This window comes from Streptomyces cynarae, assembly GCF_025642135.1.
Taxonomy (GTDB): domain Bacteria; phylum Actinomycetota; class Actinomycetes; order Streptomycetales; family Streptomycetaceae; genus Streptomyces; species Streptomyces cynarae.
Map to the genome: position 1 here is coordinate 809,275 of NZ_CP106793.1, position 26,953 is coordinate 836,227.

Annotated in this window: 19 protein-coding genes and 6 pseudogenes; 16 read left to right on the plus strand and 9 right to left on the minus strand. The window is 74.9% G+C overall.

Annotation, left to right across the window (positions count from 1 at the left end):
- Positions 1 to 166: 166 nt before the first annotated feature.
- Both N8I84_RS03900 and N8I84_RS03905 read left to right on the plus strand, forming a co-directional pair.
- A complete protein-coding gene (locus N8I84_RS03900; RefSeq protein ID WP_263228158.1) occupies positions 167 to 1,156 on the plus strand; it encodes a DMT family transporter in 990 nt (329 codons plus the stop codon).
- Positions 1,157 to 1,186: 30 nt separating this feature from the next.
- Positions 1,187 to 1,678 carry a DUF1360 domain-containing protein gene (locus N8I84_RS03905; protein ID WP_263228160.1) on the plus strand — a complete coding sequence of 164 codons (492 nt, stop codon included), beginning with the start codon at positions 1,187 to 1,189 and terminating at the stop codon, positions 1,676 to 1,678.
- A gap of 26 nt (positions 1,679 to 1,704) precedes the next feature.
- Here the strand turns inward: N8I84_RS03905 and N8I84_RS03910 are convergent.
- A pseudogene (locus N8I84_RS03910) lies at positions 1,705 to 3,455 on the minus strand (glycoside hydrolase family 15 protein).
- Between the two features lie 463 nt (positions 3,456 to 3,918).
- Here N8I84_RS03910 and N8I84_RS03915 point away from each other — a divergent pair.
- The 10 genes and pseudogenes from N8I84_RS03915 to N8I84_RS03960 all read left to right on the plus strand — a co-directional run bounded on the left by N8I84_RS03915 (position 3,919) and on the right by N8I84_RS03960 (position 15,135).
- Entirely contained in the window at positions 3,919 to 4,881 is a 963-nt protein-coding gene (locus N8I84_RS03915; protein ID WP_263228162.1) for a UDP-glucuronic acid decarboxylase family protein, read from the plus strand.
- 144 nt (positions 4,882 to 5,025) lie between these two features.
- The gene (locus N8I84_RS03920) at positions 5,026 to 6,687 is read left to right on the plus strand and encodes a carbamoyltransferase family protein (RefSeq protein ID WP_263228163.1); all 1,662 of its coding nucleotides are present in this window, start codon (positions 5,026 to 5,028) and stop codon (positions 6,685 to 6,687) included.
- Positions 6,687 to 7,776, plus strand: a pseudogene (locus N8I84_RS03925) (glycosyltransferase family 2 protein). The gene N8I84_RS03920 and the pseudogene N8I84_RS03925 overlap by 1 nt, the downstream one beginning before the upstream one ends.
- Positions 7,777 to 7,833: 57 nt before the next feature.
- Positions 7,834 to 8,448, plus strand: coding sequence for a D-glycero-alpha-D-manno-heptose-1,7-bisphosphate 7-phosphatase (locus tag N8I84_RS03930; RefSeq protein ID WP_263228164.1), 615 nt, complete (start codon positions 7,834 to 7,836; stop codon positions 8,446 to 8,448).
- Positions 8,445 to 9,467: pseudogene (locus N8I84_RS03935) on the plus strand (glycosyltransferase family 9 protein); the annotation flags it as partial. The gene N8I84_RS03930 and the pseudogene N8I84_RS03935, both read left to right, overlap by 4 nt.
- Positions 9,468 to 9,691: 224 nt before the next feature.
- On the plus strand, positions 9,692 to 10,657 hold the full coding sequence (locus N8I84_RS03940; protein WP_263228166.1) for a glycosyltransferase: 966 nt from the start codon (positions 9,692 to 9,694) through the stop codon (positions 10,655 to 10,657).
- Positions 10,654 to 11,925 carry a glycosyltransferase gene (locus N8I84_RS03945; RefSeq protein ID WP_263228167.1) on the plus strand — a complete coding sequence of 424 codons (1,272 nt, stop codon included), beginning with the start codon at positions 10,654 to 10,656 and terminating at the stop codon, positions 11,923 to 11,925. The genes N8I84_RS03940 and N8I84_RS03945 overlap by 4 nt, the downstream gene beginning before the upstream one ends.
- 114 nt (positions 11,926 to 12,039) lie before the next feature.
- Positions 12,040 to 12,687 (plus strand): D-sedoheptulose-7-phosphate isomerase, encoded by a 648-nt coding sequence (locus tag N8I84_RS03950; protein WP_263228168.1) that lies wholly within the window; start codon positions 12,040 to 12,042, stop codon positions 12,685 to 12,687.
- Positions 12,684 to 14,077, plus strand: a pseudogene (rfaE2, locus tag N8I84_RS03955) (D-glycero-beta-D-manno-heptose 1-phosphate adenylyltransferase). The gene N8I84_RS03950 and the pseudogene rfaE2 overlap by 4 nt, the downstream one beginning before the upstream one ends.
- The gene (locus N8I84_RS03960; protein ID WP_263228170.1) at positions 14,074 to 15,135 is read left to right on the plus strand and encodes a glycosyltransferase family 9 protein; all 1,062 of its coding nucleotides are present in this window, start codon (positions 14,074 to 14,076) and stop codon (positions 15,133 to 15,135) included. Before rfaE2 ends, N8I84_RS03960 begins: the two are co-directional and overlap by 4 nt.
- Before the next feature lie 406 nt (positions 15,136 to 15,541).
- On the opposite strand, the gene N8I84_RS43055 is transcribed toward N8I84_RS03960, so the two are convergent.
- The 3 genes from N8I84_RS43055 to N8I84_RS03970 all read right to left on the minus strand — a co-directional run bounded on the left by N8I84_RS43055 (position 15,542) and on the right by N8I84_RS03970 (position 17,455).
- Entirely contained in the window at positions 15,542 to 16,180 is a 639-nt protein-coding gene (locus tag N8I84_RS43055) for an MFS transporter (RefSeq protein ID WP_390898841.1), read from the minus strand.
- Positions 16,177 to 16,800, minus strand: a complete 624-nt coding sequence (locus N8I84_RS43060; RefSeq protein ID WP_390898842.1) for an MFS transporter — start codon at positions 16,798 to 16,800, stop codon at positions 16,177 to 16,179. Before N8I84_RS43060 ends, N8I84_RS43055 begins: the two co-directional genes overlap by 4 nt.
- 484 nt (positions 16,801 to 17,284) lie before the next feature.
- Positions 17,285 to 17,455: a hypothetical protein gene (locus N8I84_RS03970; protein WP_263228173.1), complete on the minus strand. Its 171-nt coding sequence runs from the start codon at positions 17,453 to 17,455 to the stop codon at positions 17,285 to 17,287.
- Positions 17,456 to 17,705: 250 nt separating this feature from the next.
- Here N8I84_RS03970 and N8I84_RS03975 point away from each other — a divergent pair, with 250 nt between their 5' ends.
- From N8I84_RS03975 to N8I84_RS03985, 3 genes are all read left to right on the plus strand, one after another.
- Positions 17,706 to 19,118 carry a cytochrome ubiquinol oxidase subunit I gene (locus N8I84_RS03975; RefSeq protein WP_263228174.1) on the plus strand — a complete coding sequence of 471 codons (1,413 nt, stop codon included), beginning with the start codon at positions 17,706 to 17,708 and terminating at the stop codon, positions 19,116 to 19,118.
- Positions 19,119 to 19,166: 48 nt separating this feature from the next.
- A complete protein-coding gene (locus N8I84_RS03980; protein WP_263228175.1) occupies positions 19,167 to 20,189 on the plus strand; it encodes a cytochrome d ubiquinol oxidase subunit II in 1,023 nt (340 codons plus the stop codon).
- A 140-nt stretch (positions 20,190 to 20,329) separates the two neighbouring features.
- Entirely contained in the window at positions 20,330 to 20,524 is a 195-nt protein-coding gene (locus N8I84_RS03985; protein WP_200422965.1) for a DUF2795 domain-containing protein, read from the plus strand.
- Positions 20,525 to 20,587: 63 nt separating this feature from the next.
- Here the strand turns inward: N8I84_RS03985 and N8I84_RS03990 are convergent, their stop codons facing one another.
- The 4 genes and pseudogenes from N8I84_RS03990 to N8I84_RS04005 all read right to left on the minus strand — a co-directional run bounded on the left by N8I84_RS03990 (position 20,588) and on the right by N8I84_RS04005 (position 24,462).
- The gene (locus N8I84_RS03990; protein ID WP_263228178.1) at positions 20,588 to 21,589 is read right to left on the minus strand and encodes a glycosyltransferase family 2 protein; all 1,002 of its coding nucleotides are present in this window, start codon (positions 21,587 to 21,589) and stop codon (positions 20,588 to 20,590) included.
- A complete protein-coding gene (locus N8I84_RS03995) occupies positions 21,586 to 22,428 on the minus strand; it encodes a glycosyltransferase (protein WP_390899017.1) in 843 nt (280 codons plus the stop codon). The genes N8I84_RS03990 and N8I84_RS03995 overlap by 4 nt, the downstream gene beginning before the upstream one ends.
- 47 nt (positions 22,429 to 22,475) lie before the next feature.
- Positions 22,476 to 23,443: pseudogene (locus N8I84_RS04000) on the minus strand (glycosyltransferase family 9 protein).
- Complete coding sequence (locus N8I84_RS04005) at positions 23,440 to 24,462, minus strand: NAD-dependent epimerase/dehydratase family protein (protein ID WP_263228181.1); 1,023 nt, start codon at positions 24,460 to 24,462, stop codon at positions 23,440 to 23,442. Before N8I84_RS04005 ends, N8I84_RS04000 begins: the two are co-directional and overlap by 4 nt.
- A 245-nt stretch (positions 24,463 to 24,707) precedes the next feature.
- On the opposite strand from N8I84_RS04005, the pseudogene N8I84_RS04010 reads away from it, so the two are divergent.
- A pseudogene (locus N8I84_RS04010) lies at positions 24,708 to 25,714 on the plus strand (Ppx/GppA phosphatase family protein).
- Positions 25,715 to 26,015: 301 nt separating this feature from the next.
- Here the strand turns inward: N8I84_RS04010 and N8I84_RS04015 are convergent.
- The gene (locus N8I84_RS04015; protein ID WP_263228182.1) at positions 26,016 to 26,924 is read right to left on the minus strand and encodes a polysaccharide pyruvyl transferase family protein; all 909 of its coding nucleotides are present in this window, start codon (positions 26,922 to 26,924) and stop codon (positions 26,016 to 26,018) included.
- Between the last annotated feature and the right edge of the window lie 29 nt (positions 26,925 to 26,953).

The following is a 26,953-nucleotide window of genomic DNA, read 5'->3' on the forward strand; positions in this document are numbered from 1 at the left end:
GCGATCGGGCGGTCACCGGGGTCGCCGGAACACCGGCTGTCGGCCCCCGCGCCCGCCTGGTCGCCCCGCTCCGGCTGTCGCGGGCGACCGGCGACCGGCTCTGCGGTCGGTCCGGTCGCGGTGTTCCGAGGCCGCCTGCTCCGGGCCCCCGGGGCATTCTGGAGGGGTGATCCTTCTCGCCGGGCTGTTCGCCGTCATGGGTGCCGCCAGCAATGCGGTCGGCACCGCGTTCCAGCGCAAGGCGGCGTCCACGGTCGCGCGCGGCGGCGGCCTGCGGCTGCTGATCGAGCTGGCCCACCGGCCGGCCTGGGTGATCGGCATCGGCGGCGTCGTCGGCGCCGCGCTGTTCCAGGCACTCGCCCTGGTCAACGGGCCGATGGCCCTGGTGCAGCCGCTGTTCGTGCTGGAGCTGCCGTTCGCGCTGATGATCGCCGCTCCACTGATGCGGCGGCGGCTGCCGGCCGCGGCCTGGTGGGGAATCACCGGTGTCGTCATGGGGCTTGCCCTGGTGCTCGGCTCCGCCGCTCCGTCCGGGGTGGTGGACCAGGCGTCCATGGTGCGCTGGATCCCGGTCCTCGCGGCCTGCCTGGGTGCCATGGCCGCCGCGGTCGCCATCGCCCGCCCGGGACGACCGCCGCTGTTCCGGGCCGCCGTGCTGGCCGCGGCCTCCGCTGTCGGCAACGCCCTGACCGCGGCGCTGCTGAAGTCCGCCACGGGCAGGTTCGCGCAGGGCGGCATCGGCGCCTTCCTGCAGTCCTGGCAGACCTACGGGTTCGCGCTCACCGGTGTCAGCGCCATCCTGCTGCTGGAGAACGCGCTCCAGGCGGGCTGGCTGACCGCGTCCCAGCCGGCGCTCACCATCGGGGATGCGACGGTGAGCCTGCTGCTCGGCATCACCCTGTTCGACGAGCGGATCCGGACCGGCTGGTGGCTGCTGCCCGAGGCCGTCGGCGTCGCCGTGATCGTGTGGGGGGTGGTGAGACTGAGCCGGGTGGTGTCGAAGGTCCAGGCGGCGGAGGCCGACCCCCGGCAGGCGTTTGTGGGCGGGGGCCACGGGGACTCGGGGCCGCAGGAGGACGAGGGCTGCGACAGCCGGGGTCCGCGCACCCAGCGGGGACGGGGACCCGCGGGAGAGCGGCCCGAAAGCGAAGGCTGACCTGGTGACCGGCCCCGAGGGAGCATTCGTATGACGGTGGAGGACACGCGCTACGACCAGAGCGGCGACACGCCGCTGGCGGGCTACGCGCTCCTGGCGACGACGTTCACGGCGGGTGCCGCGCTGTTCGCCGCGGTGGCGCGCCGCCGGGGGCTGCGGCTGCCGCAGCAGGTGCCGCCGTGGGACGTGGCCCTGCTGGGGACGGCGACGTTCAAGGCGTCCCGGCTGCTGACCAAGGACAAGGTGACCAGCTTTCTGCGGGCGCCGTTCACCCGGCGGGAGTCCGACAGCACGGCCAACGAGGTGATGGAGGAGGCGCGCGGCAGCGGTGTGCGGCAGGCCGTGGGCGACCTGCTCTCCTGCCCGTTCTGCACGTCCGCTTGGGTGGCGGGGGCGCTGGTCTGCTCCTACGCCTCCGCGCCGAGGGCCACCCGGCTGGTGTGCGCGGGGCTCACGGCCGTCACGGTGTCGGACTGGCTGCAGTACGGGTGGAGTGCGACGGCCGAGGCGGCCGAGGGCTGAGGTGAGGTCGGTCGCCTGACAGGAGGTCAGGCGTGCGCCTCGGGGTCCTCGGCCAGCCGTGCGGCGGTCTCCAGCAGCAGGGCGTGGACGAACGCCTGTGGGAGGTTGCCCCGCAACTGCCGCTGGGCGATGTCGAACTCCTCCGCGTACAGGCCGGACGCCCCGCAGGCGGCACGGTTGCGTTCGAACCAGCGGTGGGCGTCGATCAGCCGGCCCTGCTGGTGCTCGGCGAGCGCCATGACGAACCCGCACAGCAGGAACGCCCCCTCGGCCTCCCCGAGGGGGCGTTCGTCGTGCCGGAAGCGGTAGATGTAGTGGTCCTGGGCCAGCCGGCGACGGCAGTCGGCCAGGGTGGCGCGGGTGCGGTCGTCGCCCGGGGGCAGAGCGCCGCGTACGGCCGGCAGCAGCAGGGCGGCGTCGGCCTCCGGGTCGTCGGGGTGCGCTGCCAGTGGCCGTCGGGGTGCAGGCAGCGCTGCGCGGTGGTGTCGAGGAGGGTGCCGGCGAGCCGGGCGCAGTGGTCGGAGAGCGGATGGCGGGGGGCCGCGGCGGCCAGCGCGCGCAACCCGGCGACGCAGGTCAGCCGGCTGTGGGTCCACCACTGGGAGTCCAGCTCCCAGATCCCGGCGTCCGGCTCCCGCCAGCGCCCGGTGATGGCGCGCACCGCGATCTCGGCGGCCTTCCACCCGTCGGCGTCCAGCCGCTGCCGGCGCTCGGCCGCCGCGAACAGCAGCAGGGCCTCGCCGTAGCAGTCGAGCTGGAACTGTTCCCTGACGTGGTTGCCGACTCGGCTGAACCCGCCGGGATAACCGGGCAGGTCGAGTTCTCTCTGGTCGGGGACGGGGGTGCCGTGCACGGTGTAGGCGGGGGCCAGGCGCGGGCCGTCCTCCCGCAGCCTCTCGCCGACGAAGCGCACGGCCCCGTCGAGGAGTTCGGGGGCGCCGGTGGCGGCCGCGGCCTGCCCTGCGTAGCTCTGGTCGCGGATCCACACGTAGCGGTAGTCGTAGTTGCGCCCCGCCTCGGCGCGTTCGGGCAGGCTGGTGGTGGCGGCCGCGACCATGCCGCCGCCGTGGGTGGTCAGTCCGCGCAGGACGGTGTAGGCACGGCGGGCGTCGCGCGGGGCGATCGTGTGGTCGAGTGCGGGTACGGCCTCGCGCCAGGCCCGTTCCGTCGCGGCCCAGGCCTCGGCGGCCCGCGGCGCGGTGCGGGGCAGGGGTGAGGCGGAGCACTCGAGGACCAGGTCGTGGCGCTCGCCGGGCTCCAGCACGATCTCGGCCGTCAGGCCCTGACCGCGGGCGGCGGCGAACGGGGCGCCCTGCCAGCGCAGGCGGTGGGAGCCCGAGGTGAGGTACCACACGCCGTCGTCGGTGCGGTGGGCGGAGGCCAGTGGGGAGCGGCCGTAGTCGCCGTGCGGCTCGAGCAGGACCTGTACGTGGGCCACCGTGTCGACGGCGTGCAGTTGCCGCAGCAGCACCAGGCGGCCGGGCTCACCGGGGAAGGCCAGGGCCTCCCGGCACTCGATGACGCCGTCGGTGGTGACCCAGCGGCTGCGCCAGATGAGGGTGCCCTCTTCGTAGTAGCCGCCGAAGACGTGGCGGGCCCTGGGCGTGACGGCGTAGACACCGCCGCCGCCGATGAGTGAGGCGAAGACCGCGTCGTTGTGCCAGCCGGGTGAGCACAGCCAGCCGATGTCGCCGCAGGGGCCGATCAGCGCGCCGCGTTCCCCGTCGGCCAGCAACGCGTAGTCGTGCAGCGCGTGCGGCGGGAACGATGTGCTCATGGGTGCTGCCTCCTGGTTGGGCCGACTGGGGGCACGCGGCGCGCGGAGTCGCAGGGATCTCAGGCCGTACGGCTACCCAATTCGAGCTGCGGCATTGGCGCCGAGTGTGTGAGAAGCGGCCCCGGACGGCTGGAGAGATCCGGTGATTGGCCTGTGGCCGGTGGGGAAACCGGTGCCGCATGTCAACGACCCGGCGACGTCCGCCGTCCCGTCCGGTGCCCCCACCGCGCCCTGCCGCACCGCCACGGGCGCCCGTGGGTGCAGCTGCCGTGCCCGTCAGGTGGCGTGCGCACCGTGGGTCCTCACGCTGCGTCACTCACTCGGATGACCTACACCACCGAGCCACCGGCGCCGCGGCGACGGACGCTGATCGGGGTACTCGACGGTCTTCCGCGACGTCAGCGGCCCGATCGCCCGGAAAACGGGCCCGACGAGCCGTCGCCGCGTAGGGAGGAGTTCTTCAATGGCCAGCCCTTTGACACGGAACTGGGACCACGCCGTCGTCACCGGCGGCGCGGGCTTCGTCGGTTCCCACCTGTGCGCCGCCCTGCTGGACGCGGGCGCCGCGGTCACCTGCGTGGACGACTTCAGCACCGGCCGGCCGGAGAACGTGGCGCCCTTGCTCGACCGGCCCGGGTTCACGCTGGTGAGGGGGAATGTGTCGGAGGGGCTGACCGTCGACCGGAAGCCGGATCTCATACTCCACTTCGCCTCCCCCGCGTCGCCCGCCGACTATCTGCGCCTCCCCCTGCACACGATGGACACCGGCAGCCTGGGCACGCGCAACGCCCTGGACCTGGCGCACCGCTCGGGCGCGCGCTTCGTGCTCGCCTCGACCTCCGAGGTCTACGGGGACCCGCAGCAGAACCCGCAGGACGAGCGGTACTGGGGGCATGTGAACCCGGTCGGCCCGCGCAGCGTGTACGACGAGGCCAAGCGGTTCGGTGAGGCCCTGACCACCGCGCACGCCGAGGCGAAGGGCACCGACACCGGCATCGTGCGCCTGTTCAACACCTACGGCCCGCGGATGCGCGGGCACGACGGCCGCGCGGTTCCGACGTTCGTGCGGCAGGCGCTCGCCGGTGAGCCGCTGACGGTCACCGGTGACGGACGCCAGACGCGGTCCCTGTGCTACGTCGACGACACCGTCCGCGGCATTCTCGCGGCGGCGGCGCACGGCATGCGCGGTCCGGTGAACATCGGCAACCCCTCCGAGATCACCATGCTCGACCTCGCCCGCCTGGTCGTCCGGCTCGCCGGGTCGTCGTCGGAGATCCGGTTCATCGAGCGGCCGACGGACGACCCGGCCGTGCGCTGCCCCGACATCACGCTGGCCCGCGACAAGCTCGGCTGGGAGCCGCAGGTGGACGCCGAGGAAGGGCTGAGCCGCACCATCGACTGGTTCCGCACCACCGCCGGCGCCTGACCCGCGCGCCCGCCTCCGGCCGCGCCCCGCGGCAGCGGACGTGCCCCGTCGTCCGGGTTCCGTGCCGGACGCTGCGCCCCGCGCCCGCCCCCTCACCACCCGCTTCCGTCCGGCTCACGAATCGCCGAAAGGCCTCGGAACCCCATGCGCATCCTCGGAATCAACGCCCTGTTCCACGACCCGGCCGCCGCCCTGGTGATCGACGGCCGGACCGTCGCCGCTGCCGAGGAGGAGCGGTTCTCCCGGCGCAAGCACGGCAAGCGGCCGGTGCCGTTCTCCGCCTGGGAACTGCCGGAGAAGGCCGCCGCGTGGTGCCTCGGGCGCGCCGGACTGCGCCCCCAGGACCTCGACGCCGTCGTCTACTCCTACGATCCGGACCTCGCCCGGCCGGCCGAGGCCATGGGCCTGGACGACCCCTGGGACCACCTGCGGCAGACCTACGCCCGCGAGGCCCCCGGCTTCCTGAAGACGGCGCTGCCGGGCCTCGACCCCGGCATCGTCCGCTTCGTGCCGCACCACATGGCGCACGCCGCGTCCGGCGCCTTCGCCGCGCCCGACGCCGGGGACTCCTCCGTGCTGGTGCTGGACGGCCGGGGGGAGCGCGCCTCACACCTGGCCGCGCGCCGGGTCGGGGACCGTCTGGAGCCCCTGTACGCGCAGGAACTGCCGCATTCCCTGGGGTTGGTCTACGAGGACCTCACCGAACACCTCGGGTTCCTCAGGTCCTCCGACGAGTTCAAGGTGATGGCGCTCGCCTCGCACGGCCGCCCGCGCATGCTCGCCGAGCTGCGCCGCCATGTGTACCCCACGGGCGACGGCGGCTTCCACGCCACCGGTGTGCCCTGGCACGAGCTGTGCCCGCCGCGCGGCCCGGACGAGCCGTGGACCCAGGACCACGCGGACGTGGCCGCGAGCGCCCAGGCCGTGCTGGAGGAGACGCTGCTCGACCTGGTGCGCTGGCTGCACGGCAGGACGCACCACGACGTGCTCACACTCGCCGGGGGCGTCGCGCTGAACTGCGTGGCGAACTCGCGGATCGCCCGCGAGGGGCCCTTCTCGCGGGTGTGGGTGCAGCCCGCGGCCGGTGACGCGGGCACGGCTCTGGGCGGGGCGCTGCTGCTGGCCGCCGGGCAGGGGGACGAGCCGGAGCCCATGCCGGGGGCCGATCTGGGCCGGGACTGGTCGGACGCGGAGCTCGGGGCATGGCTGAAGACGGCGGCGGTGCCCTTCGAGCGGCCCGCGGACATCGCCCGGACCGTCGCCGAGACCCTCGCGGACAACGGGATCGTGGCCTGGTTCCAGGGCCGTTCCGAGTACGGCCCCCGGGCGCTGGGGCACCGCTCGCTACTGGCCCACCCCGGGCACGCGGGCAACCTGGAGCGGCTCAACGACGTCAAGGGCCGCGAGCAGTTCCGGCCGGTGGCGCCGATGGTCCTCGCCGACCGCGCCTCGGAGGTCTTCGACGGTCCGCTGCCCAGCCCGTTCATGCTGTTCGTGCACGACGTGGCCGAGGCGTGGCGGGACCGCATCCCGGCGGTCGTGCACGTCGACGGCACGGCCCGCATCCAGACCGTCGACCCGGCCAAGGAGCCGCTGGTCGCCCGCATGCTCGGTGAGTTCGAACGGCTCACCGGGCTTCCCGTGGTCGTCAACACCAGCCTGAACACGGCGGGCCGGCCCATGGTGGACGATCCGCGCGACGCACTGGAGTGCTTCGGCTCCTCCCCCGTCGACCTCCTCGCCATCGGCCCGTACGCGGTGCGGCGCGGGGACTTCTTCCGCGGCGCCGACGCGAGGAGCACGTGATGGCGGAGCGCGGAGACGACGAGGTGACCACCGCCTGCGCCGACGACGCGTACGCGGTGGTGATACCCACGCTGGGACGGCCCAGCCTGAGTGCGTGCCTGCGGGCGCTGGCCGAGGCGTCCGGGCCCCGGCCGGTGCGGGTGGTCCTGGTCGACGACCGCCCCGGAGACGAGGGCGAACCGCTCACGGTCGACATCCCGGGACCGCTGCGCCCGGTCACCACCGTGGTGCGCGGCCGTGCCCGGGGGCGGCCGCGGCCCGCAACGACGGGTGGCGGGCGGCCGGGCGGATCCCCTGGATCGTGTTCCTCGACGACGACGTGGTGCCCGGCCGTACCTGGGGCGACGACCTCGCCCTGGACCTGGCGGAGGCGACAGGACCGACGGGCGCGATCACCGCCCGGATCGATGTGCCGCTGCCGCCCGACCGCCGGCCCACCGACTGGGAACGCAATACCGCCGGCCTCGCCACCGCGCGGTGGGTCACCGCCGACATGGCCTACCGGCGTACGGCCCTGGAGGCCGTCGGCGGCTTCGACGAACGGTTCCGGCGAGCCTTCCGGGAGGACGCGGACCTCGCGCTGCGGGTGCAGGCCGCGGGATGGACGGTGACCGCGGGGTCCCGGACCACCACGCACCCGGTGCGCCCGGCCGACCGCTGGGTCTCGGTGCGCCTGCAGGCGGGGAACGCGGACGACGTGCTGATGACCCGGTTGCACGGCCCAGGGTGGTGGAGCAGGGCGGGCGCACCACGGGGACGGCTGCCCGGTCACCTGGCCGTGACCGGAGCGGCGGTGGCGGCCCTCGCCTGCGCGGCCCTGCGCAGGCCCCGGGCCGCCGCGCGGTCTGTGCCGCCGGCTGGCTGGCCGGTACCGCCGAGTTCGCCCTGGCACGGATCGGGCCGGGGCCGCGAACTCCGGACGAGGTGGCCACCATGGCGCTCACCAGCGTGCTCATCCCGCCCGCCGCCACCTGGCACTGGCTGCGTGGTCACATCGTCCACCGGGGAGCGCCGCCGCACGTCGCATACGACGCGGGGGCGCAGCCGCCGGTGCGGCACCGGTCGCTCGAGGAACGGGTGCACCCATGAGCGGACGTCCCCTGCCGCCCCGTAACCCCGGGCCGCCGTGCCGTCGGCGACCGGGCCGTGGCTGTTCCACGGACCGCAGGGCGGCCCGCCGCGGGCGGGGGCACCCTGCCGACGGCGGTGCTGTTCGACCGCGACGGCACGCTCGTCTCCGATGTGCCCTACAACGGTGACCCGGCGCGCGTCGAGCCGATGCCGACGGCCCGGGAGGCGGTCGACGCCGTCCGTGCGCGGGGCATCCCCGTCGGGGTGGTCAGCAACCAGTCCGGTGTGGCCCGCGGCCTGCTGACGCGCGCTCAGGTGGAGGCGGTGCGGCGGCGCGTGGAGGAGTTGCTCGGCCCGTTCGACGTGTGGGCGGTGTGCCCGCACGGCCCGGGCGACGGCTGCGGCTGCCGCAAGCCGGCGCCGGGCCTGGTGGTGGCCGCCTGCGCACGGCTGGGCGTCCCGGTGGAGCGCGCCGTCGTCATCGGGGACATCGGCGCGGACATGGGGGCCGCCCGGGCGGCGGGCGCCCGCGGCGTGCTGGTGCCGACCCCCGTCACCCTCCCGGAGGAGATCCAGGCCGCCGAGACCACGGTCGGCGACCTGCTGGCGGCGGTGCGCCTGGTGCTGGACCCGGAGGACGGCTCCGGTCACGGGCCGCGCGCCGCCTCGATCGCGGGGGAGGCACGATGACGGACAGCCGACGCCTTCCCCGCACCCTGGTCGTACGCCTCGACAGCGCCGGCGACGTGCTGCTGGCCGGGCCCGCCGTGCGTGCCGTCGCGGCCGGCTCCTCGCACACGGCGATGCTGTGCGGTCCCCGCGGGGTGCAGGCGGCGAAGCTGCTGCCGGGCGTGGACGAGGTGCTGGAGTACGACGCCCCGTGGGTGGGGCTGGAACCGGCGCCGGTCTCCCGTGCGGCGACGCGGCGGCTCCTTCAGACGCTGACCGCGGGCTGCTTCGACCGCGCCCTGGTATTGGTCTCGTACCACCAGAGCCCGCTGCCGATCGCGCTGCTGCTGAAGCTGGCCGGGGTCGGCTGGACGGCCGCCGACAGCGAGGACTACCCGGGTGCCCTGCTCGACCTGCGGCACCGCCGGCTGCCGCACCGGCACGAGGCCCTGGCGGCGCTGGACCTGGCGGAGGACGCCGGTTTCGCGCTGCCGTCCGACGACGAGGGGGCGCTGCGGGTCACCACGCCGCCGGACACCACTCACCTCACCGGGTCGGAGCCGTACGTGGTGCTGCACCCCGGTGCCGCGGTGCCGGCCAGGGCGTGGAGCCCGGAGCGGGCGGCGCGGGCCGTGGCCGCCCTTGCCGCCGAGGGCTACCGGGTCGTGGTCACCGGGGGCCGTGGGGAGCGGGAGCTGACCGCGAAGGTGGCCGGATCGCACGGGCTGGACCTCGGCGGCCTCACCGACCTGCGGCAGTTGGCGGGGGTGCTGGCCGGGGCGCGGGCGGCGGTGGTCGGCAACACCGGGCCGGCGCATCTTGCGGCCGCGGTGGGCACCCCGGTCGCCTCCCTGTTCGCGCCGGTCGTGCCCGCCGAGCGCTGGGCCCCGTACGGCGTCCCGCACGTGCTGCTCGGTGACCAGGGCGCGGCGTGCGCGGCGACCCGCGCCCGGCAGTGCCCGGTGCCGGGACACCCGTGTCTCGACGGCGTGAGCGATGCCGAGGTGCTGGCCGCCGTGGCGGCGCTCTGTGAGAGAAGGCCCACGGCGATGCATGACGCGGACCGGACGCGAAAGACGGACCGAGCGGATCTCGCCACGGCCGCGTGCCCCGCACCGGGTGACGCGTCCCGCCCGAAGGACGCGTCCGGCCCGGAGGACGCGTCCGGCCCCGAGGAGGTGTCAGGACCCGGGGACGCACGCGGCCCGGCGGAGGACGCGTCCGGGCCGGGCCGCGGTCCCGAGACGGAACGAGGAGCGACCGTATGAACATCCTGTTGTGGCATGTGCACGGCTCCTGGACGACGGCGTTCGTCCAGGGGCCCCACACCTACCTCGTTCCGGTGACACCCGGCCGCGACCCCGACGGACTGGGGCGGGCCCGCACGTTCTCCTGGCCGTCCTCGGTGCGCGAGGCGACCCCCGAGCAGCTGCGGGACGCGGAAGTGGACCTGGTCGTCCTGCAACGGCCGCACGAACCGGCGCTGGCCGAGCGCTGGCTCGGGGGCCGCCGCCCCGGCCGCGACATACCCGCCGTCTACCTGGAGCACAACGCACCGGACGGCGACGTGCCGAACACCCGGCATCCCTTCGCCGACCGCGGCGACCTGACGCTCGTCCATGTCACCCATTTCAACCGGCTGTTCTGGGACTGCGGCCGAACGCGCACCGAGGTCGTCGAGCACGGCATCGTCGACCCGGGACACCAGTACACCGGCCGACTCGCCCGTGGGGCCGTGGTCGTCAACGAACCGGTGCGGCGCGGCCGTTACACGGGCACGGACCTGCTGTCCGCGTTGGCGGAGGCGGCGCCGCTCGACGTGTTCGGGATGCGCACCGAGGGACTGGCCGGCCATCTCGGGTTGCCCGAGGAGCGGTGCCGCAGTGCGGACCTGCCGCAGGCCGAGCTGCACCGGGCGATGGCCGAGCGCCGGTTCTATCTGCATCCGGTGCGCTGGACCTCCCTCGGCCTGTCGCTGCTGGAGGCCATGCACCTGGGCATGCCCGTCCTGGCGCTCGCCACCACCGAGGTGGTCGAGGCGGTCCCGCAGGGCGCGGGCGTGCTGTCCACCCGGCCCGACGCCCTGGCCCGGGCAGCCCGGCACTACCTGCACGAACCCGAAGCCGCGGCCGAGGCCGGCGCCCGTGCCCGCCAGGCGGCACTCGGCCGGTACGGGCTCAAGCGCTTCCTGGACGACTGGGAGCGCGTGATGACGGAGGCGCGCACATGACCTCATCCCTGCACACCATCCAGTCCGGCACCGTCGACGCCGACGGCCCCGGGTCCCTGTCGATCGCGCTGGTCTCGGAACACGCGAGTCCCCTCGCCACGCTGGGCGGGGTGGACGCCGGCGGGCAGAACGTCCACGTCGCCTGCCTGGCCGGGGCGCTCGCCGACCGGGGACACCGGGTGACCGTGTACACCCGCCGCGACGACAAGGACCTGCCGGACCGGGTGCCACTGCGCGAAGGGGTCGAGGTGCGCCATGTACCCGCGGGTCCGCCGGAGCCGCTGCCCAAGGACGAACTGCTGCCCTACATGGCCGACTTCGGGCGCTATCTGGCCGGGGTCTGGCGGGTGCGGGCGCCGGACGTGGTGCACTCGCACTTCTGGATGTCGGGCCTGGCCTCGCTGCGGGCCGTGCGCGAGCTGGGGCTGCCGCTGCTGCACACGTACCACGCGCTCGGCACCGTGAAGCGACGGCACCAGCAGCTGGCGGACACCAGTCCGGCGCGGCGGATCGCGTACGAGACGGAGGTGGGCCTCGGCTGCGACCGGGTGATCGCCACGTGCCGGGACGAGGTCGTCGAACTGGGCAGGATGGGCATACCCGCCGGGAAGGTCAGCATCGTGCCGTGCGGGGTGGACACCGAGCTGTTCACGCCGAAGGGCCCGGTCGCCGAACGCGGCACCCGGCGGCACCGGCTGATCCAGCTGGGGCGCCTGGTGCCGCGCAAGGGCGCGGCGGTGTCCCTCGCCGCGCTCGCCCTGCTGCCGGAGACCGAACTCGTCGTCGTCGGCGGGCCGTCGGCGGACCGGCTGGACGAGGACCCGGAGGTGCGCCGGCTGCGGCGCATCGCCGAGGAGCACGGTGTCGCCGACCGGGTGATCTTCACGGGCGGTGTGGCGCCGCGCGATGTGCCGCCGCTGCTGCGCGCGGCCGACGTGGTGGTGTGCCCCGCGGACTACGAGCCGTTCGGCATCGTCCCGCTGGAGGCCATGGCCTGCGGCAGGCCGGTCGTGGCCAGCGCGGTGGGCGGCCAGCTGGACACCGTCGCGGACCCGACCACCGGGCGCCTGGTACCGCCACGGGACCCGGAGGCCCTCGCCCGGGCCGTCGGTGAACTCCTCGCCGACCCCGAGATGCGGGAGGCGTGCGGCGCGGCGGGCCGCCGTCGCGTGCTGCGCAGGTACGGCTGGGGACGGGTCGCCGCGGCGACCGAGGCGACGTACTGCTCCGTCCTGGACGCCCAGCCCGCGGCCACGGGGGTGGTGTGATCACGCACCGTCCGCCCGGCCCTCGACAGCGTTCCCGACCCACCGCGGAGCTCCGACGTCCGAAGGAGGTGCGGGTCCGGCCGCCGTCCCCGTGACGCGGTACGCCCGATCAACATGACCGATTCTTCTGCATCCCTTGCACTCGATGCCGCGCACCTGCACTGCCGTTCACTGGAGCAGGCGCTCGTCCGCCTGCGCCGGGACGGCCTGCACCGGATCGCGGAGTGGGGCGGCCGGCTCGCGATCGTCCTTTCAGCCGGCGGCCGGCTGCTGGCCGCGGGCAACGGCGGCAGCGCCGCCCAGGCCCAGCATCTGACCGCCGAACTGGTGGGCCGTTACCGACAGGAACGGCCGGCCTACTCGGCGATCTCGCTGCACGCGGAGACCTCCAGCGTGACCGCGATCGGCAACGACTACGGCTTCGACCAGGTCTACGCCCGGCAGGTGGCCGCGCACGGCCGCCCGGGTGACGTGCTCGTGCTGCTGTCCACCTCCGGCCGCAGCGCCAACCTGATCAGCGCGGCCGTGACGGGCCGGGCGGCCGGGCTGCGCGTCTGGGCGCTCACCGGGCCGGGCCCGAACCCGCTGGCGGAGGCGGCCGACGAGGCCCTGTGCATCGACGTCGGCAACACCGCGACCGTTCAGGAGGCCCATCTGGTGGCCGTGCACCTGCTCTGCGAGAGCTTCGACGCGGCGCTCGGCGCCGCCACCCGGCCCACCGCCGTGCCACGTACGGTCGGGGCCCACGGGAGGGCGTCGTGACGGGGCGGGCTCCGCTCGTGGTCGTCGGGGACGTCCTGCTCGACGAGGACATCGAAGGTGTCGCCACCCGGCTGTCCCCGGACGCCCCCGCACCGGTCGTCGACGTCACCGAGGACCGGCGTCATCCCGGCGGGGCGGGACTCGCCGCCGCGCTGGCGGCCCGCGGCGGGCGTGAGGTGGTGCTGGTGACCGCGCTCGGCGACGACTCGGCCAGCGAGGCCGTACGCCGTGATCTGCGCGGCCGGGTGCGGCTGGTGGAGATCCCGCTGAAGGGCAGCCTGCCGGTGAAGACGCGGGTGCTGGCGAGCGGCCGCCCCTGGTGCGGATCGACCGGGGCGGCGGCACGCCCGGCGAGCCGGACGCCGCGGTGCGCGAGGCGCTCGCGCAGGCGCACGCCGTGCTGGTCGCCGACTACGGACGGCGCACGGCCGGTGCCGTGCGGGAGCATCTGGCGGCCGTCGTACCGCGCACACCGCTGGTGTGGGACCCCCACCCCCGGGGCGACACTCCGGTGCCGGGGGCGCGGCTGGTCACGCCGAACGCGGCGGAGGCATCCGCCCTGTGCCCCGGCGACGGCGACTCCCTGCGCGCGTGCGCCGACCGGGCCGCTCGGCTCGCGGAGCGCTGGCAGGCGGCCGGTGTCGCCGTGACCCTCGGGGACCGCGGGGCCCTGCTGGCCAGGCCGGGCAACGGCACACCGATGCTGGTGCCGCCGCCGTACCGGGCCAGCGGGGACCCCTGCGGCGCGGGCGACTGCTTCGCGGCCACGACGGCGGCGGCGCTGGCGGACGGTGCCCTGCCGGAGGAGGCCCTGCAGCGGGGCGTCGCGGAGGCCGCTGCGTTCGTCTCGGCGGGCGGGGCCGGGAACCCGGCGCTGTGGCGGACCTCGCCCCCTCCCCCGGCGCAGACACCCCGTACCGACGCCTTCGCGGTCGCCGAGCGGGTCCGTGCGCGGGGCGGCACCGTGGTGGCCACCGGCGGCTGCTTCGACCTGCTGCACGCGGGGCACGTGGGCCTGCTCGAGAGTGCGCGGCGCATCGGCGACTGCCTGATCGTGTGCCTCAACTCCGACTCCTCGGTCGCCCGTCTGAAGGGGCCGGGGCGCCCGCTGAACACGGTGGCGGACCGGGTGCGGGTCCTCGAGGCGCTGGGCAGCGTGGACGCCGTCGCGGTCTTCGAGGAGGACACCCCGGAGACGGTCCTGAAGCGATTGCAGCCGGATGTGTGGGTCAAGGGCGGCGACTACTCCGTCCAGGACCTGCCGGAGGCGGAGGCGCTGCGGGCCTGGGGCGGGCAGGCGGTCGTGCTGCCCTATCTCGACGGCCGCTCCACGACACTGCTGGCCCGCCGGGCGGCTCGGGCCGCCGTGCCCCCGGTGGCGCCCTCGTGAGGACGGCCGAGGCGCACTCGCGGCGGGTCCTGGTGCTGCGGGCGCTGGGGCTGGGCGATCTGCTGACGGCGGTGCCCGCGCTGCGGGCGCTGCGAAGGCATCTGCCCCGCCACGAGATCGTGCTGGCCGCGCCCGCGCGGCTGGAGCAGGCAGCCGTGGCGACCGGCCTGGTGGACCGGATGCTGCCCGCCTCCGCCCCCGGCCGGGCGGTGCCCGCCGAGCTGGCCTGGGCCGGGCCGGCGCCCGATCTGGCGGTCGATCTGCACGGCAACGGCCCACCGAGCCATCTGCTGCTGCGGGGGCTCGGTCCGCGGCGGCTGTTCGCCTACGCGCACCCGGACACCCCCGACATCCCCGGTCCGGTGTGGCGGGAGGACGAACACGAGCGGGAACGGTGGTGCCGTCTGCTCGCCTGGTACGGCGTCCGGGCGGACCCGGAGGACCTGTCGGTCCCGGCGCCCGCGACGCCCTCCCCCGCACCCGGCGCCGTCGTGGTGCACCCCGGGGCCGACGCCGCCGCGCGGTGCTGGCCGCCGGAGCGGTTCGCGGCCGTGGCGCGGGAGGTGCGCCGCTCGGGGTACGACGTGGTGGTGACCGCGGGCGCCGGGGAGGGCGCGCTGGCGCGGAACGTGGCGGCTCGGGCGGGGCTGCCGCCGGATGCGGTCGTGGGGGGCGACGGCGACGTGCCGTTCGACCGGCTGGCCGCGCTGGTGGCCGGGGCCCGCTGCGTGGTGGTCGGCGACACCGGGCTCGCGCACCTGGCCACGGCTCTGGGCACACCCTCGGTGGTGCTGTTCGGCCCGGTCGCCCCTCGGCTGTGGGGCCCGCCGGCCGACGCACGGCACCGGGTGCTGTGGCATCCGGGGGACGACGATGCGCCACGGCCCGGGGACGCGCACGGGAGGGTGCCGGACGAGCGGCTGCTGAGGATCACGGTGGCGGAGGTCACCGAGGCGGTACACGGCGTGCTGGAGCGCGGGCGGGAGCCGGAAGCAGGCCGGGGGACGCGGGGCGACGGGCCCGGCGTACTGACCACGGGTCTGCGGGCCCGCGGCTGACGGAGGGCCGACGGCAGACAGGAGCGCTCACGAGGGCTGCGCGGGCTGAGGGCCGACGGGCGAGGCAGGCGTGAGCCCTCGGGATCTGCCCGCCGTCCGCCGCTGCCCGCCGTCCGCCGCTGCGCGGCGGTCGGTTCCCGCAAGACGGGCGGCAGGCCGTCCGGGCCCCGGTCCGGACTACCCGGACACTCCCTGGGGTCCCGCGGGGACCGCGAACGGTGAGGGCCGCCGGCCGTCGATCCGCCCCTGGCCGGACCCAGCCCGACCGCAGTGGCGTCCGACGCGACGGCCCGCGCTCCGTTCGGCGCGCGGGCGGTGGCGGGCCGGGGCAGGCCCGGCAACGGATGCCGCCACGCAGGGCGGCCGCGGCAACGGGCGCCGGTCGGCCGTCCGCCGCCCCGACGGCTCAGGCCGCGGTGCTCAGGTCCGGTACTCCGCGGTCCTCCGTGCGGAGCACCACCGCCGGGGTGGTCCGGCGTCGGCGCAGGGCGAAGCCCGCTCCGATCGTGCCCGCGATGATCACGCCGCCGACGACGAGGGCGCCGCGGGCTCCGGCCAGCTGCATGAGGAGGCCGAGCGCGGGCGGGCCGCCCAGGCCCCACGCCGTGCTGATGGTCCTCCACACGCCGAGCACGCGACCGCGCAGGTGGGGGGGCGGGTCGGTCTGCAGGACGGTGGTCCCGGCGGTGTCGGAGACGGACTCCACCACGGCCATCGGCAGAACCAGCACCAGCAGCACGGCGAGCGACGGCGAGAGGCCCGCCACGATCTGGAGGAGTCCGCCCACGGCGGCCAGCGTGCCCACCACCCGCACGGAGGGCCGGCGGAGCCGGGCACCGAGGACCGCACCGACGATGCCTCCGACGGCGAGGACGGTGGACACCGTGCCGAACGCTCCGGCGCCGCCCGCGAGCGGGCCGGTGACGAGGACGGCCAGGGTGAGGCCGTAGTTGCGTCCGAAGATCGCGCTGATCCCGGTGACGCCCGCGAGGGCGACCAGCCGCGGGCGGCGCGCGAAGAACGCAAGGCCCTGCCGCACGGTCATGTCCCCGCCCGCGGGCCGGCTGCCGCGCTGGGCCGGGATGGCGGCGCACGCCGCGCGGGAGCCCGTACGGCGCCGGGTGCGGGGCGGAGGAAGGGGATGACGGCGGCGACGAACAGGAAGGAGACCCCGTTCGCGGTGTACGCGGCGGCCGTGCCGAAGAAGCCGACCGCCACGCCGGCGAGCGCCGTACCGACGAGCCGGCCCGCGCTGTGCACCAGTGAGCCCACGCCGATCGCGGAGGGGACGTCCTCCTCGCGGACGAGGTCGTTGCCCAGCAGCGCGCACGCGGGCCCGTCGACGGTGGCGATCAGGCCGGTGACGGCGGCCAGCACCATCAGCACGGGCACGTCGAGCCGGCCGAGCGCGACGAGGACGGCCGTCGTGAAGGCGACGGCGCCGAGGAGCGCCTGGCTGACGGCGGCGGTCAGCTTCCTCGGCAAGCGGTCGACGGCGGCGCCGCCCGCGAGGCTCACAAGGAGGGCCGGGGCGGCCTGCACGGAGATCGACAGACCCGTGGCGGCGGCGGACCCGGTGATCTTCAGGACCAGCAGGTTCTGCACCGTGAGCTGCATCCAGGTGCCGGCGTTCGAGACGAAGTTCGCCAGGGACCACCAGCGCATGCTGCGGTACTTCAGGGATCTCCAGGGCGAGGAGGACTCGGCCGCCGGGGCGGCGTCCGGCGCGGAAGCAGCCGGTACGGGGGCATGAGGGGACGCGGAAGCGACAGGGGAAGAAGGCACAGTGATCTTCGGGGAGGGGTCCCGGGGGACTCACACGGAACATCGGCGGGAGCTCGGTACACCGGCTGCGCTGCGCGGTCGCTCCCCCGGATCTGGCGGGTGCCGTGCCGCCGGTGAGCCGCGGTGCGGGTCCCGGGAGGACGGCGTCGACCATCGTGGCAGACGGGACCGGCGAGTGGTCGTCGCGGGCTCCGGGAGGGGTGCCGAACACACACCAAGTCCCCAACCGTGTCGGGGACTTGATGCTCCTGTGTACTTGCTCACAGCATCCGTGGCCGCCCGCCGTGACGTCGGTTCTCCAGCTCCCCCTGGACGGCGTCTTCGGCGCGTCCCGCAGGTGCTGCGACAGGCCTGCTCGCCACTCCTACCGCTCTTCGTAGTCCTCCCGCTGGATGCCCGCCTCCTCCATCGCCTCACGCATGGTGCGGCCGGACGGACCGGTGGGGGCGGACTTGCCGGCCTTCTCCTCCGCCGGTTCCATGACCACGTCGTCGGTGGACTCGGTCTTCTGCCGGTTCTCCTCGGGAACGGTCATCGCGACGATTCCTCACATACGCCTTTCGCTTCCTGAACGACGGCGAGTACCCGGCAGACCAGGCCGTGAACAGCCTGAAGATCGGGAGCACACACGTGCGTGTCGCACGGCACATACGGCGGACCATGCCGCGAAGCTGACCTGGGCGGGACCGGTGCGCCACGACGCCCTGCTTCCCGTCCGGCATGTCCCGCGGCGCTGCGGGAACCCACGGGAACGCACGGTCCCGGCGTGAGAGAGGAAGTGTTCGATGCAACCGATCGCCTCGGGGCCGCGAGCACTGGCCGCCACGGTCGTGCACCAAGGCGATCTCGACGCGGCCCGCGCCCAGATGGGCTTCTCCCTCGCCTGGCACATCGTGCTGGCCTGCCTCGGCGTGGGTCTGCCGCTGCTGACCTTGATCGTGGAGTGGCGGGGTGTGCGGACCGGGGACCCCTCGTACCGTCTCCTCGCCCGCCGCTGGGCCCGCGCCATGGGGGTGCTCTTCGCCGTCGGCGCGGTGTCCGGCACGATTCTCAGCTTCGAGATGGGCCTGCTGTGGCCCGGTCTGATGGGAACGTACGGCCAGGTGATCGGCCTGCCCTTCGCCATGGAGGGGATCGCCTTCTTCATCGAGGCGATCTTCCTGGGCATCTACCTGTACGCGTGGGACCGGCTGTCGCCGCGCACCCATCTGCTGACCGGTGTGCCGATCGTGGTCGCGGGTGTGGCGTCGGCGTTCTTCGTGGTGTGCGCCAACGCCTGGATGAACCAGCCGCGCGGCTTCACCCTGCGTGACGGCAAGGTGGTCCACGTCGACCCGTGGGCGGCCATGTTCAACCCGGCGACCCCGCCGCAGACCACGCACATGATCCTCGCGGCCCTGATGGTCGCGGCCTTCCTGACCTCCAGCGTGTACGCGGTGGCGCTGCTGCGCGGCCGCCGGGACCGCTACCACCGACTGGGCTTCACCGTCCCGCTGGTCCTGGGCGCGATCGTCACTCCTGTGCAGCTGTTCGTCGGGGACTGGGCGGCGCGTTTCATCGCCCACTACCAGCCGGTCAAGCTCGCCGCGATGGAGGGTGTCTACCGCACCGGTGACCACGTACCGCTGACCATCGCCGGCATCGCGGGCCCGCGCGGCCTGCGTTACGGGCTGCGGATCCCCGACGGGCTGTCGCTGCTGGTCGGCTACAGCCCGAACACGGTGATCAAGGGCCTCGAGGAGGTGCCGCCCGACCAGCGCCCCCCGGTCACCGGCGTGCACCTGGCCTTCGACCTGATGGTCGCCTGCGGCCTGTTCCTGCTCGCGGTGAGCGTGTGGCTGCTCGTGCTGGGGCTGCTCCGCAGGCGCCGTGGCGGCCCCTGGCTGGAGGGCGAGAGCCGACCGCTGCGCGCCTTCCTGGCGCTCGGCGTCCTGACCGGGCCGGCGGCGGTGGTCGCCCTCGAGTGCGGCTGGACCGTGACCGAGGAGGGGCGTCAGCCGTGGATCGTATGGGGGCTGCTGCGCGTCCACGACGCCGTGAACGTGGCCCCCGGGCTGATGGCCGGGCTGTGGCTGGTGGTCGTCGTCTACGCGCTGATGACCGTGGCCACGGTCTATGTGCTGCGCCGTCTGACCCGCGACCGGCCTGTTCCGCTCGCTCCCCAGGAGCACGACGTACGGGAGTACCCCGTTGTCTGACCGCTCGCCCTTGCTGTGTGCCCGCACCACCGTGACGGGGGGACGCTGATGCTCGCCAACACGGCCCTGGCCGCCATGTGGGTCGGCCTGACCTGCTACGCCCTCTTCGGCGGAGCCGACTTCGGGGCGGGCCTGTGGGACCTGCTCGCCGGGGGCAGCGAGCGCGGCAGGCCGCCGCGGCGGCTCATCGAGCACAGTATCGGCCCGGTGTGGGAGACCAACCACGTGTGGCTGATCTTCGTCGTCGTCATGCTGTGGACGGGGTTCTCACCGGTGTTCGCGGCGGTGATGTCCACCCTCTACATCCCGCTGACCCTGACGGCTCTCGGAATCATCGCCCGGGGCGCCGCGTTCGCGTTCCGCAAGGTCAGCACGGAGGTGTGGCAGCAGCGACTGTTCGGCGGCTTCTTCGCGCTGTCCTCGGTGGTGACCCCCTACTTCCTCGGCTCGGTCGCCGGAGCCGTGGCCTCGGGGCGCGTTCCCCCCGGCCTGGCGAAGGGGAACCTGGTCACCGGCTGGCTCAATCCCACCTCCGCGCTGGGCGGCGTGCTGGCCGTACTGACCTGCGCGTTTCTGGCGGCCGTGTATCTGAGCGGGGATGCCGCGCGGACCGGGGAGGACGACCTGGCGGTCTACTTCCGGCACCGGGCCCTGGTCACGGGGGTGGTGACGGGTGTGGTGGCCCTGGCCGGGATCGCCGTCCTGCACGCGGACGCGCCGCAGCTCTTCCACGGCCTGACGCACCGGGCGCTGCCCCTGGTGGTGGTCTCGGCGGTGCTCGGCGTGGTCAGCCTGGCCCTGCTGATGCGGGCGAGGCTGACGTCGGTGCGGGTCACGGCGGCCACGGCGGTCGCCGCGGTCCTGTGGAGCTGGGGGGTCGCCCAGTACCCCGCGATGCTTCCCCCGTCGGTCACCGTGCGTGACAGCGCCTCGCAGTCGTCCGTCCTGGGGGCGAGCCTCGCGGCCCTTGCGGCCGGTGCGCTGCTGCTCGTGCCGTCGCTGCTGTGGCTGTACTCGCTCTTCCAGCGCCGCCCCGCGCCCGCGACAGGGGACGGCGAGCGCGGCGCCTGAGAGCCACTCCCCGGCCGTGGCGGCGCGCCGGGGATCGTGCGCCCGGCCTGCGCATGGCCCTGCCGGGCACCGGGTACTCGGGGGTCCGGCGCTTTTGGCGGCGCCGTGTCAACCGGAACGTCTCACCGCCTGGAGGAGCCATGGCGGGTGTCAGCCCCACAGATCTGCAGAAAGCACTGTCCGGCGCGGAGTACCCGGCCGACACCGAGCAGCTCAAGAAGGTCGCCCGGGACAACCGCGCTCCCAAGGAGATCACCGAGCGCATCGATCACCTCGGAAAGAAGAAGTTCCAGAATCCGGCCGAGGTGAGCAAGGCGGTGTTCGAGAACGAGTGATCCGATCTCGGAGGTGCGGCGGCCGGGGCGAGATGCCCCGGCCGCGGTGCGTGCGGTCGCCGGTCAGCCGACGTACTTGCGGGCCGGGGAGGTCCGCCTCGCCTCCTCCAGGGCGACCAGGTGGGCCTCGAGGTCGGCGGGCACGGGATCGCGCTGTTTCAGGACCCAGGGAAGCCCCGCCGCCGCCCGGGCGAACGCGCGCAGGGACGCGTGGTCCCGCGGGACCGTGCGCATCAGGTACCAGGTGCGGCGCAGCGCGGACGGCCAGGGGCGGCGCAGCCAGGTGAACCAGAGGGTGTTGCGCAGTCCCAGGACGCGCCGTTCGGTGCTGTCCCGTACCTGGGAGGCGGCGTGATGGATGGTCAGTTCCGGTACATAGCTGAGCCAGTGGCCCCGGCGCAGCAGGTCGGTGGCGAGGAGTTCCTCCTCACCGCCCAGCCACAGTCCGGGGTGGAAGCCGCCCACGGCTCTGAAGGCGTCCACGCGCATCACGGTCGCGGCGGCGAGGAACGACCCCAGGGCGGGGCCGGGCAGCCAGTCGGGTCCCTTGAGGGGTGAGTCGCGCAGTTCGGCGACGACGGGGTCCTCCTCCCCCGACGGCTCGACCACGATGCGGGCCGTCACGGCCGCGAGCCGGGGATGGGCGTCGAGGAGGTCCGCGGCCCGCCCCAGGGATCCCGGTTCCCACCATGTGTCGTCGTCGCAGAACGCCACATAGGGCGTCCGTACGTGGCGCACCGCCAGGTTGCGGCCGACCGCTCCCAGGTTGTGTCCGGGGCACAGCAGCCGGACCTCGGGGAAGTGCCGGGTGACGGCGTCCGCGGTGCCGTCGGTGGATCCGTTGTCCGTGACGACGACCCGTGGCCGCTCGGGAAGGTCCCGCAGGGTCCGCAGGGTGCGCAGCAGTTCCGGCCGGCGGTCCCGGGTGATCACGACGACCGTGGTCCGGGGGTCGGGGCGGAGGTCGTCGCCGTGCGGGGTGCGGGTGTCGTTCCCGGGTGTCCTGGCGGGCACGTGAGAGGGGTCGTGGGGCATGTCCGCTCGTCCTCGGTCGTCGGTGCTCATGGGGTGGCCCGCTCCAGCAGGCGGACGGCGTGCTCGATCCGGGCGGGCAGCGGTTCGCGGTCCCTGAGGGCCGCGGGGAGCCGGGCGATCGCGCCGCGCAGCGCCGCCGCGGCGTCGCGCTCGCCGCGGGCGGCCGCCGCGGCGAGGCGGGCGGTACGGCCCAGTGCCACCGTGACGGGCCGGCGGAGCCATGCGGTGAGCAGGGCGTTGCGCCGCTGGACCGCCGAGCGGCCGGGGCGTTCGCCGGGGTCCGGATGGTGATGGGCCGTCACCGACGGCACATAGCTGACGCCCCAGCCGCGGGCCGCGAGGTCGTAGGCCAGCAGGGTCTCCTCGCCCCCGAAGAAGAGCACCCGGTGGTAGCCGCCCGCTTCGAGGAAGGCGCGGCGGCGGACCACCGCCGCGCAGGCGAGGAAGCCGAGCACCGGGCGGCCCGGCAGGTCGGGATCGGGCGGCAGCGGCGAGTGCCCGAGGACGGAGTTCAGCGGGTCCTCGGCGGCGTCCGGACCGACCAGGGTGCGGGCGGCCAGCAGGCCGAGCCGGGGGTGGGCGTCGAGGACGTCCGCAGCGGTGTCCAGGGCGCCCGGCGCCCACCAGGAGTCGTCGTCGCTGAAGGCGACGTAGGGCGTGGCGGCGTGCCGTACCGCGAGGTTGCGGCCGAGCGCGCCGGTGTTGCGTCCGGCGGCCAGGACGCGCACGCCCAGTGGGTGGTCGCGCACGGCGGCCACGGTCGCGTCACTGGAGCCGTTGTCCACGACGACGACGGGGGGCCGCTCGGGTAGGTCGGCCAGCCGGTCCAGGGTGCGCAGCACGCTGTCACGGCGGTCGCGGGTGATCATGGCGACGGTGACACGGGAGGCGTGCCGCTCGGGCGCGTCGATGTCCTTCACGCGCCCTCCTGGAGCAGCTTCTGCACTCCGCGCAGCACGTCGTGGGCCGTGACCCCGTTGAGGCCCGTGCGGGCGCCCGTCTCCGGGCGGGGACCGGTCTCGTCGCCGAGGAGCACACCGGGCACTCCGTGGGGCCCCCGGCGCGGATCCACCGGAGAGCGGAGCGAGACGACGGGGGTGCCGGTGGCGGCGGCGAGCCGTGTGGGGGCGGTGCTGCCGGTGACGACGACGTCGGCGGCCCGCACCACCCCGGCCAGGGTCCGCGCGTCCGTGCGGCCGCCGAGGTCCACGGCCGTGCCGCCGCTGACGTATCGGGTCAGGGCGGTCTCGTGCGGGCCGCCGGTGACGACGACGCGATGGCCCGCGTCGGCGGCAGGGCGACCGCCTCCGCGCAACCGTCCGGGTCCCAGGCGCGGTTCGGCGTGCCGGCGCCGGGGTGGACCACCAGGTAGGGGCCGTCGCCGGTGATACCCGCGGTGTCGGGCGGAGGCACCACGCGCAGCCGTCCGTCGTCCCCGTCGCGGAGCGGGAAGCCCAGGCGGGCCGCCGTCTGAAGTGCCGCCTCGGCCTCGTGGTCGGAGCGGTCCTGCGGGCGCCGGGCCGGGCTGTCGATGTGGCCGACGGCTCCGACGCGGGGCACCCGGGCCGTGCGCAGCAGTTCCTCGACCGGCAGGGAACTCCGGTGCGACGGGGTGAGGTCGAGCGCCACGTCGTAGGAGCCCTCGCGCAGGCGCCGCAGCAGTCGGTCGGCGTCCGCCTCGGCCTCGCCCGGCGGGTGGGCGCCCTGCCGGGCGTCCTCCGCCACGAGGACCTCGTCGGCATGGGGCAGCAGCCGGGCGGCGGGGGCACCACGGGCGCCGCACAGGACCGTCACATGGCCGGCCCGGGTGGCGACGGCTCGTACGGCGGGACCGGTCAGCAGGACGTCTCCGAAACCGCCGAGCCGCACGACGATCGCCTTCACCGCGCCCCTCCCCCGTGCGCCACTTCTCCCGGGGCCCTGTCCGTGCAGGCGGCGATGGTCCGCTCGAGCCCTTCCTCCCAGGTCACCTTCGGTACCCAGCCGAGGAGTTCGCGGGCGAGAGTCGTGTCGGGCCGGCGCCGCGCGGGGTCGCCCGGCTCCCGGTCGACGAAGGCCAGGCGCGATCCCGAGCCGGTGAGGGTGATCACCCGACGCGCGACCTCCTCGACGGTGGTCTCCTCGTCCCCGCCGATGTTGACGGGCCGCACGGATCGGCTGGCGGCGACGCGCAGGATGCCGTCGACGGTGTCGTCGACGTAGCACAGGGAGCGGGTCTGGCTGCCGTCGCCCTCGATGGTGACCGGTTCCCCGGCCAGTGCCTGCCGGATGAAGGCGGGGATGGCCTGGCGACCGTCCGCCGGCATCCGGGGGCCATACGTGGTGAACACCCGCACGATTCCCGCGTCGGTGCCCCTAGCGCTCGCGTGGGCGGTGGTGAGCGCCTCGGCGAACCGCTTGGACTCGTCGTAGGCGCTGTGCGGTCCCACGGGGTCGACGTCGCCCCAGTAGTCCTCCCGCTGCGGGTGCACAGCCGGATCGCCGTAGACCTGGCAGGAGGAGCCCAGCAGAAAGCGGGCGCCGTCCCGGTCGGCGACGGCCAGCGCGTTGCGCGTGCCGAGGCCGCAGGCGGCGATCGTCTCCAGGGCCCGGCCCCGGGCGTCGGCGGGGGAGGCGGGACCGGCGAAGTGCAGCACCGCGTCATAGGGGCCGGCGAGGGCTTCGCGGCTCTCGGGCCGCGCGATGTCGCACTCCACGAACCGGAAGCCCGGCCGGCCGGTCAGATGGGCGATGTTGGCCACCGATCCCGACGCCAGGTCGTCCACGCAGTCGACGTCGATCCCGCTGTCCAGGAGGCGTTCGCACAGGTGGGAGCCGAGGAATCCGGCGCCTCCGGTCACCACCGCACGCCCCCAGAAGGGCCGGGCGGTCGGCAGGGGGGAGAACGTGGTCGTCGGCGTCATCAGCACGTGGTCCTTCCGCCTTCCTTCCGCCGATGGGTGACGCACGCCCGTGCGCAGCGGCCGGTCGAGTGCCCCGGCGAGTCGTTTCCATGCTCGGGCCTGCGGTGAGGGCGTGCCACAGGGTGTGGCCACCGCACCGCCGACCGCTGGCGGCCACGGTGGCTCGTCGCGGCTCGTTCGGGTGAACCCGCGCGGCCGGACGGACCGCCCGGCATCCCCCGGGCCGAACGGGGTACTTCGCCGCCATGCGGGTGAGCGTGATTGACGTGGGTTCGAACACGATCCGTCTGATGGTGGCGGACGCGGAGCGCGGTGTGCCCCTCCCGGTGCACACCGCGAAGTGGAAGCAGCGGCTGTCCGACCAGACGGACGCGGACGGGCGGATGGCGGACGCGGCGGTGGAGCAACTGGCCCGGTCGGTCGCCGAGGCCGCCGCGACGGCCGAGCGGTGGGGCTCGGGGCCGCCCTGGCTTTCGCGACCGCGGTGGTGCGCGCCGCGCCCAACCGGCGGGAGGTCCTGGAGGCGGTGCGCGGCCAGACGGGTGTGGCCCTGTGCACGCTGCCCGGCGAGGTGGAGGCGGAGCTGACGTTCCTCGCGGCACGGCGGTGGATGGGCTGGCGGTCCGGACCGCTGGCGCTGCTCGACATCGGCGGCGGTTCCCTGGAGGTCGCGCTGGGCCGGGGCAGCCTCCCGGACTTCGCCGCGTCGCTGCCGCTCGGTGCGAACCGGCTGACCCGTGAGTTCTTCGCCGAGAACGATCCGCCCACCCCGGCGGACATCAAGGCGCTGCGCCGCAAGGTGCGTCACCAACTGCGCGACGTGGCCACGCGCGCCCGTTGGGAGAGCCCCTGCGTGGCGGTGGCGACCTCACGCACGTTCCAGCAGCTGGCACGGTTGTGCGGGGCGCCGCCGGGGCGACACGGCCCGTTCGTGCACCGTGAGTTGCGCCGTGCGGATCTGCGGCAGGCCATCGAGGCCCTGGCCTCCCGCCGGTCGACGGAACGGGCCGACCTGCCGGGCATCTCCGCGCCACGGGCCCACCAGAGCCTGGCCGGTGCCCTGGTCGCCCACACCGTCATGAAGCTGGCGAACTTCGAGACGGTGACCATCTGCCCGTGGGCGGTCAGGGAGGGTGTGCTGCTGCGGTCCATCGAGGACGGCCTCGGCTGGTGGTCGAAGGTCGCGCGGGACGGTGAGGAGACGTTGTCGGGTGCCGCCGTCCCGCTGCGCGTGGCGGAACCGACGGCCTGACCGGGACACACGCAGGGCGACGACCGGGCCCCGGGGCTGGAGCGCCCCGCGGCCCGGTCGTCGCCCTGAGGGCCGCACCCTCGTCTCCGCGTGCACGGGGGTCGGCCCTCTCCGCGTGCACGGGGTCGCCCGTCTCCGCGTGCACGGGGTCACCCGTCTCCGCGTGCACGGGGTCACCCGTCTCCGCGTGCACGGGGTCACCCGTCTCCGCGTGCACGGGGTCACCCGTCTCCGCGTGCACGGGGTCAGCCCGAGCAGACGACTTCGCGGTGTGTGGCCGGCCCGGACGCCGGGTCGCCTCTCAGGCCCGGTCGGTCAAGGCCGCCACCAGTGCCGGGGCGTTGTCGTCGTCCGGGTCCTCCAGGAACTCGCGGCGCACCTGCCGGGCCGCGACCCGGCCGGAGGTCAGGCACCACTGCCACCAGTGGTCCAGCCGCCGGGTGGTGAGGCGGTCCGCGGGGACCAGTGCGGGCCAGCCGCAGGCCTCGGCCTGGGCGGTCAGCTTGGCACCGCCCTCGACGGGGTCCACGGCCAGGGCCGGCACTCCGCCGCGCAGCGCGAGCACCAGCCCGTGCAGCCGGTCGGTGACCACCAGGTCCATCCGGGACAGCACGGACTCGAACTGCCCGGGCGTGGCGCACAACCGCCAGTCGTGGCTGTCGAGCCGGGTCTCCAGCTCCACCCGCGCGCAGTCCTTGCCGGCCAGCCACCGGGTGACCGTCTCGGCGGCCTCGTCGTGCCGGCGCCTCTCCCCGTACTCGTGCTGCCCGTGCGTGAGGATCACCCCGACGACGGGGGTGGTCGTCTCGCTCGGCGCGTGGGTGGACAGGTCGGGAACGGGGCCCATGGCGGGCGCGTCCCTCGGAAGGACCCGGTGGAAACCGGTGACGGCCGGGTCGTCGGCGTCCAGCACGGAGGTACCGACCGCGATGCGCACGCAGTGCGCGAAGCGCCGGTGCAGTTCCTCGATCGGGGGTCCGTGCAGCGGCCCGCAGATGAAGATCAGATGCGAATAGGAGGCGGGCCGTACGTCGTCCAGGTGCAGCGCCGACGGCCGGAAGCCGGGGCTCCACGCCACGTCGTAGGGGATCCCCTGGTGACGCAGCACGTCCTCGACCCGGCGCAGGGCCAGCACATCTCCCGCGGTGGCCTCGCCGTCCGCAAAGCTGAACCATCCGGTCAGCAGAGTCCTCAGATTCCTCGCACACACAACGCCTCACGAGTGCCCCCTCGTAACGT

Excerpts from the sequence above, each read along its gene's own strand:
- N8I84_RS03985 (WP_200422965.1), top strand. The coding sequence starts at position 20,330 with ATGGCGGGTGTCAGCCCCACAGATCTGCAGAAAGCACTGTCCGGCGCG.
- N8I84_RS03905 (WP_263228160.1), top strand. The coding sequence starts at position 1,187 with ATGACGGTGGAGGACACGCGCTACGACCAGAGCGGCGACACGCCGCTG.
- N8I84_RS03920 (WP_263228163.1), top strand. The coding sequence starts at position 5,026 with ATGCGCATCCTCGGAATCAACGCCCTGTTCCACGACCCGGCCGCCGCC.
- N8I84_RS03950 (WP_263228168.1), top strand. The coding sequence starts at position 12,040 with ATGACCGATTCTTCTGCATCCCTTGCACTCGATGCCGCGCACCTGCAC.
- N8I84_RS04005 (WP_263228181.1), bottom strand. The coding sequence starts at position 24,462 with ATGACGCCGACGACCACGTTCTCCCCCCTGCCGACCGCCCGGCCCTTC.
- N8I84_RS03940 (WP_263228166.1), top strand. The coding sequence starts at position 9,692 with ATGAACATCCTGTTGTGGCATGTGCACGGCTCCTGGACGACGGCGTTC.
- N8I84_RS03975 (WP_263228174.1), top strand. The coding sequence starts at position 17,706 with ATGCAACCGATCGCCTCGGGGCCGCGAGCACTGGCCGCCACGGTCGTG.
- N8I84_RS43060 (WP_390898842.1), bottom strand. The coding sequence starts at position 16,800 with ATGCGCTGGTGGTCCCTGGCGAACTTCGTCTCGAACGCCGGCACCTGG.
- N8I84_RS03990 (WP_263228178.1), bottom strand. The coding sequence starts at position 21,589 with ATGAGCACCGACGACCGAGGACGAGCGGACATGCCCCACGACCCCTCT.
- N8I84_RS03915 (WP_263228162.1), top strand. The coding sequence starts at position 3,919 with ATGGCCAGCCCTTTGACACGGAACTGGGACCACGCCGTCGTCACCGGC.
- N8I84_RS03980 (WP_263228175.1), top strand. The coding sequence starts at position 19,167 with ATGCTCGCCAACACGGCCCTGGCCGCCATGTGGGTCGGCCTGACCTGC.
- N8I84_RS03970 (WP_263228173.1), bottom strand. The coding sequence starts at position 17,455 with ATGACCGTTCCCGAGGAGAACCGGCAGAAGACCGAGTCCACCGACGAC.
- N8I84_RS03995 (WP_390899017.1), bottom strand. The coding sequence starts at position 22,428 with ATGATCACCCGCGACCGCCGTGACAGCGTGCTGCGCACCCTGGACCGG.
- N8I84_RS03945 (WP_263228167.1), top strand. The coding sequence starts at position 10,654 with ATGACCTCATCCCTGCACACCATCCAGTCCGGCACCGTCGACGCCGAC.
- N8I84_RS43055 (WP_390898841.1), bottom strand. The coding sequence starts at position 16,180 with ATGACCGTGCGGCAGGGCCTTGCGTTCTTCGCGCGCCGCCCGCGGCTG.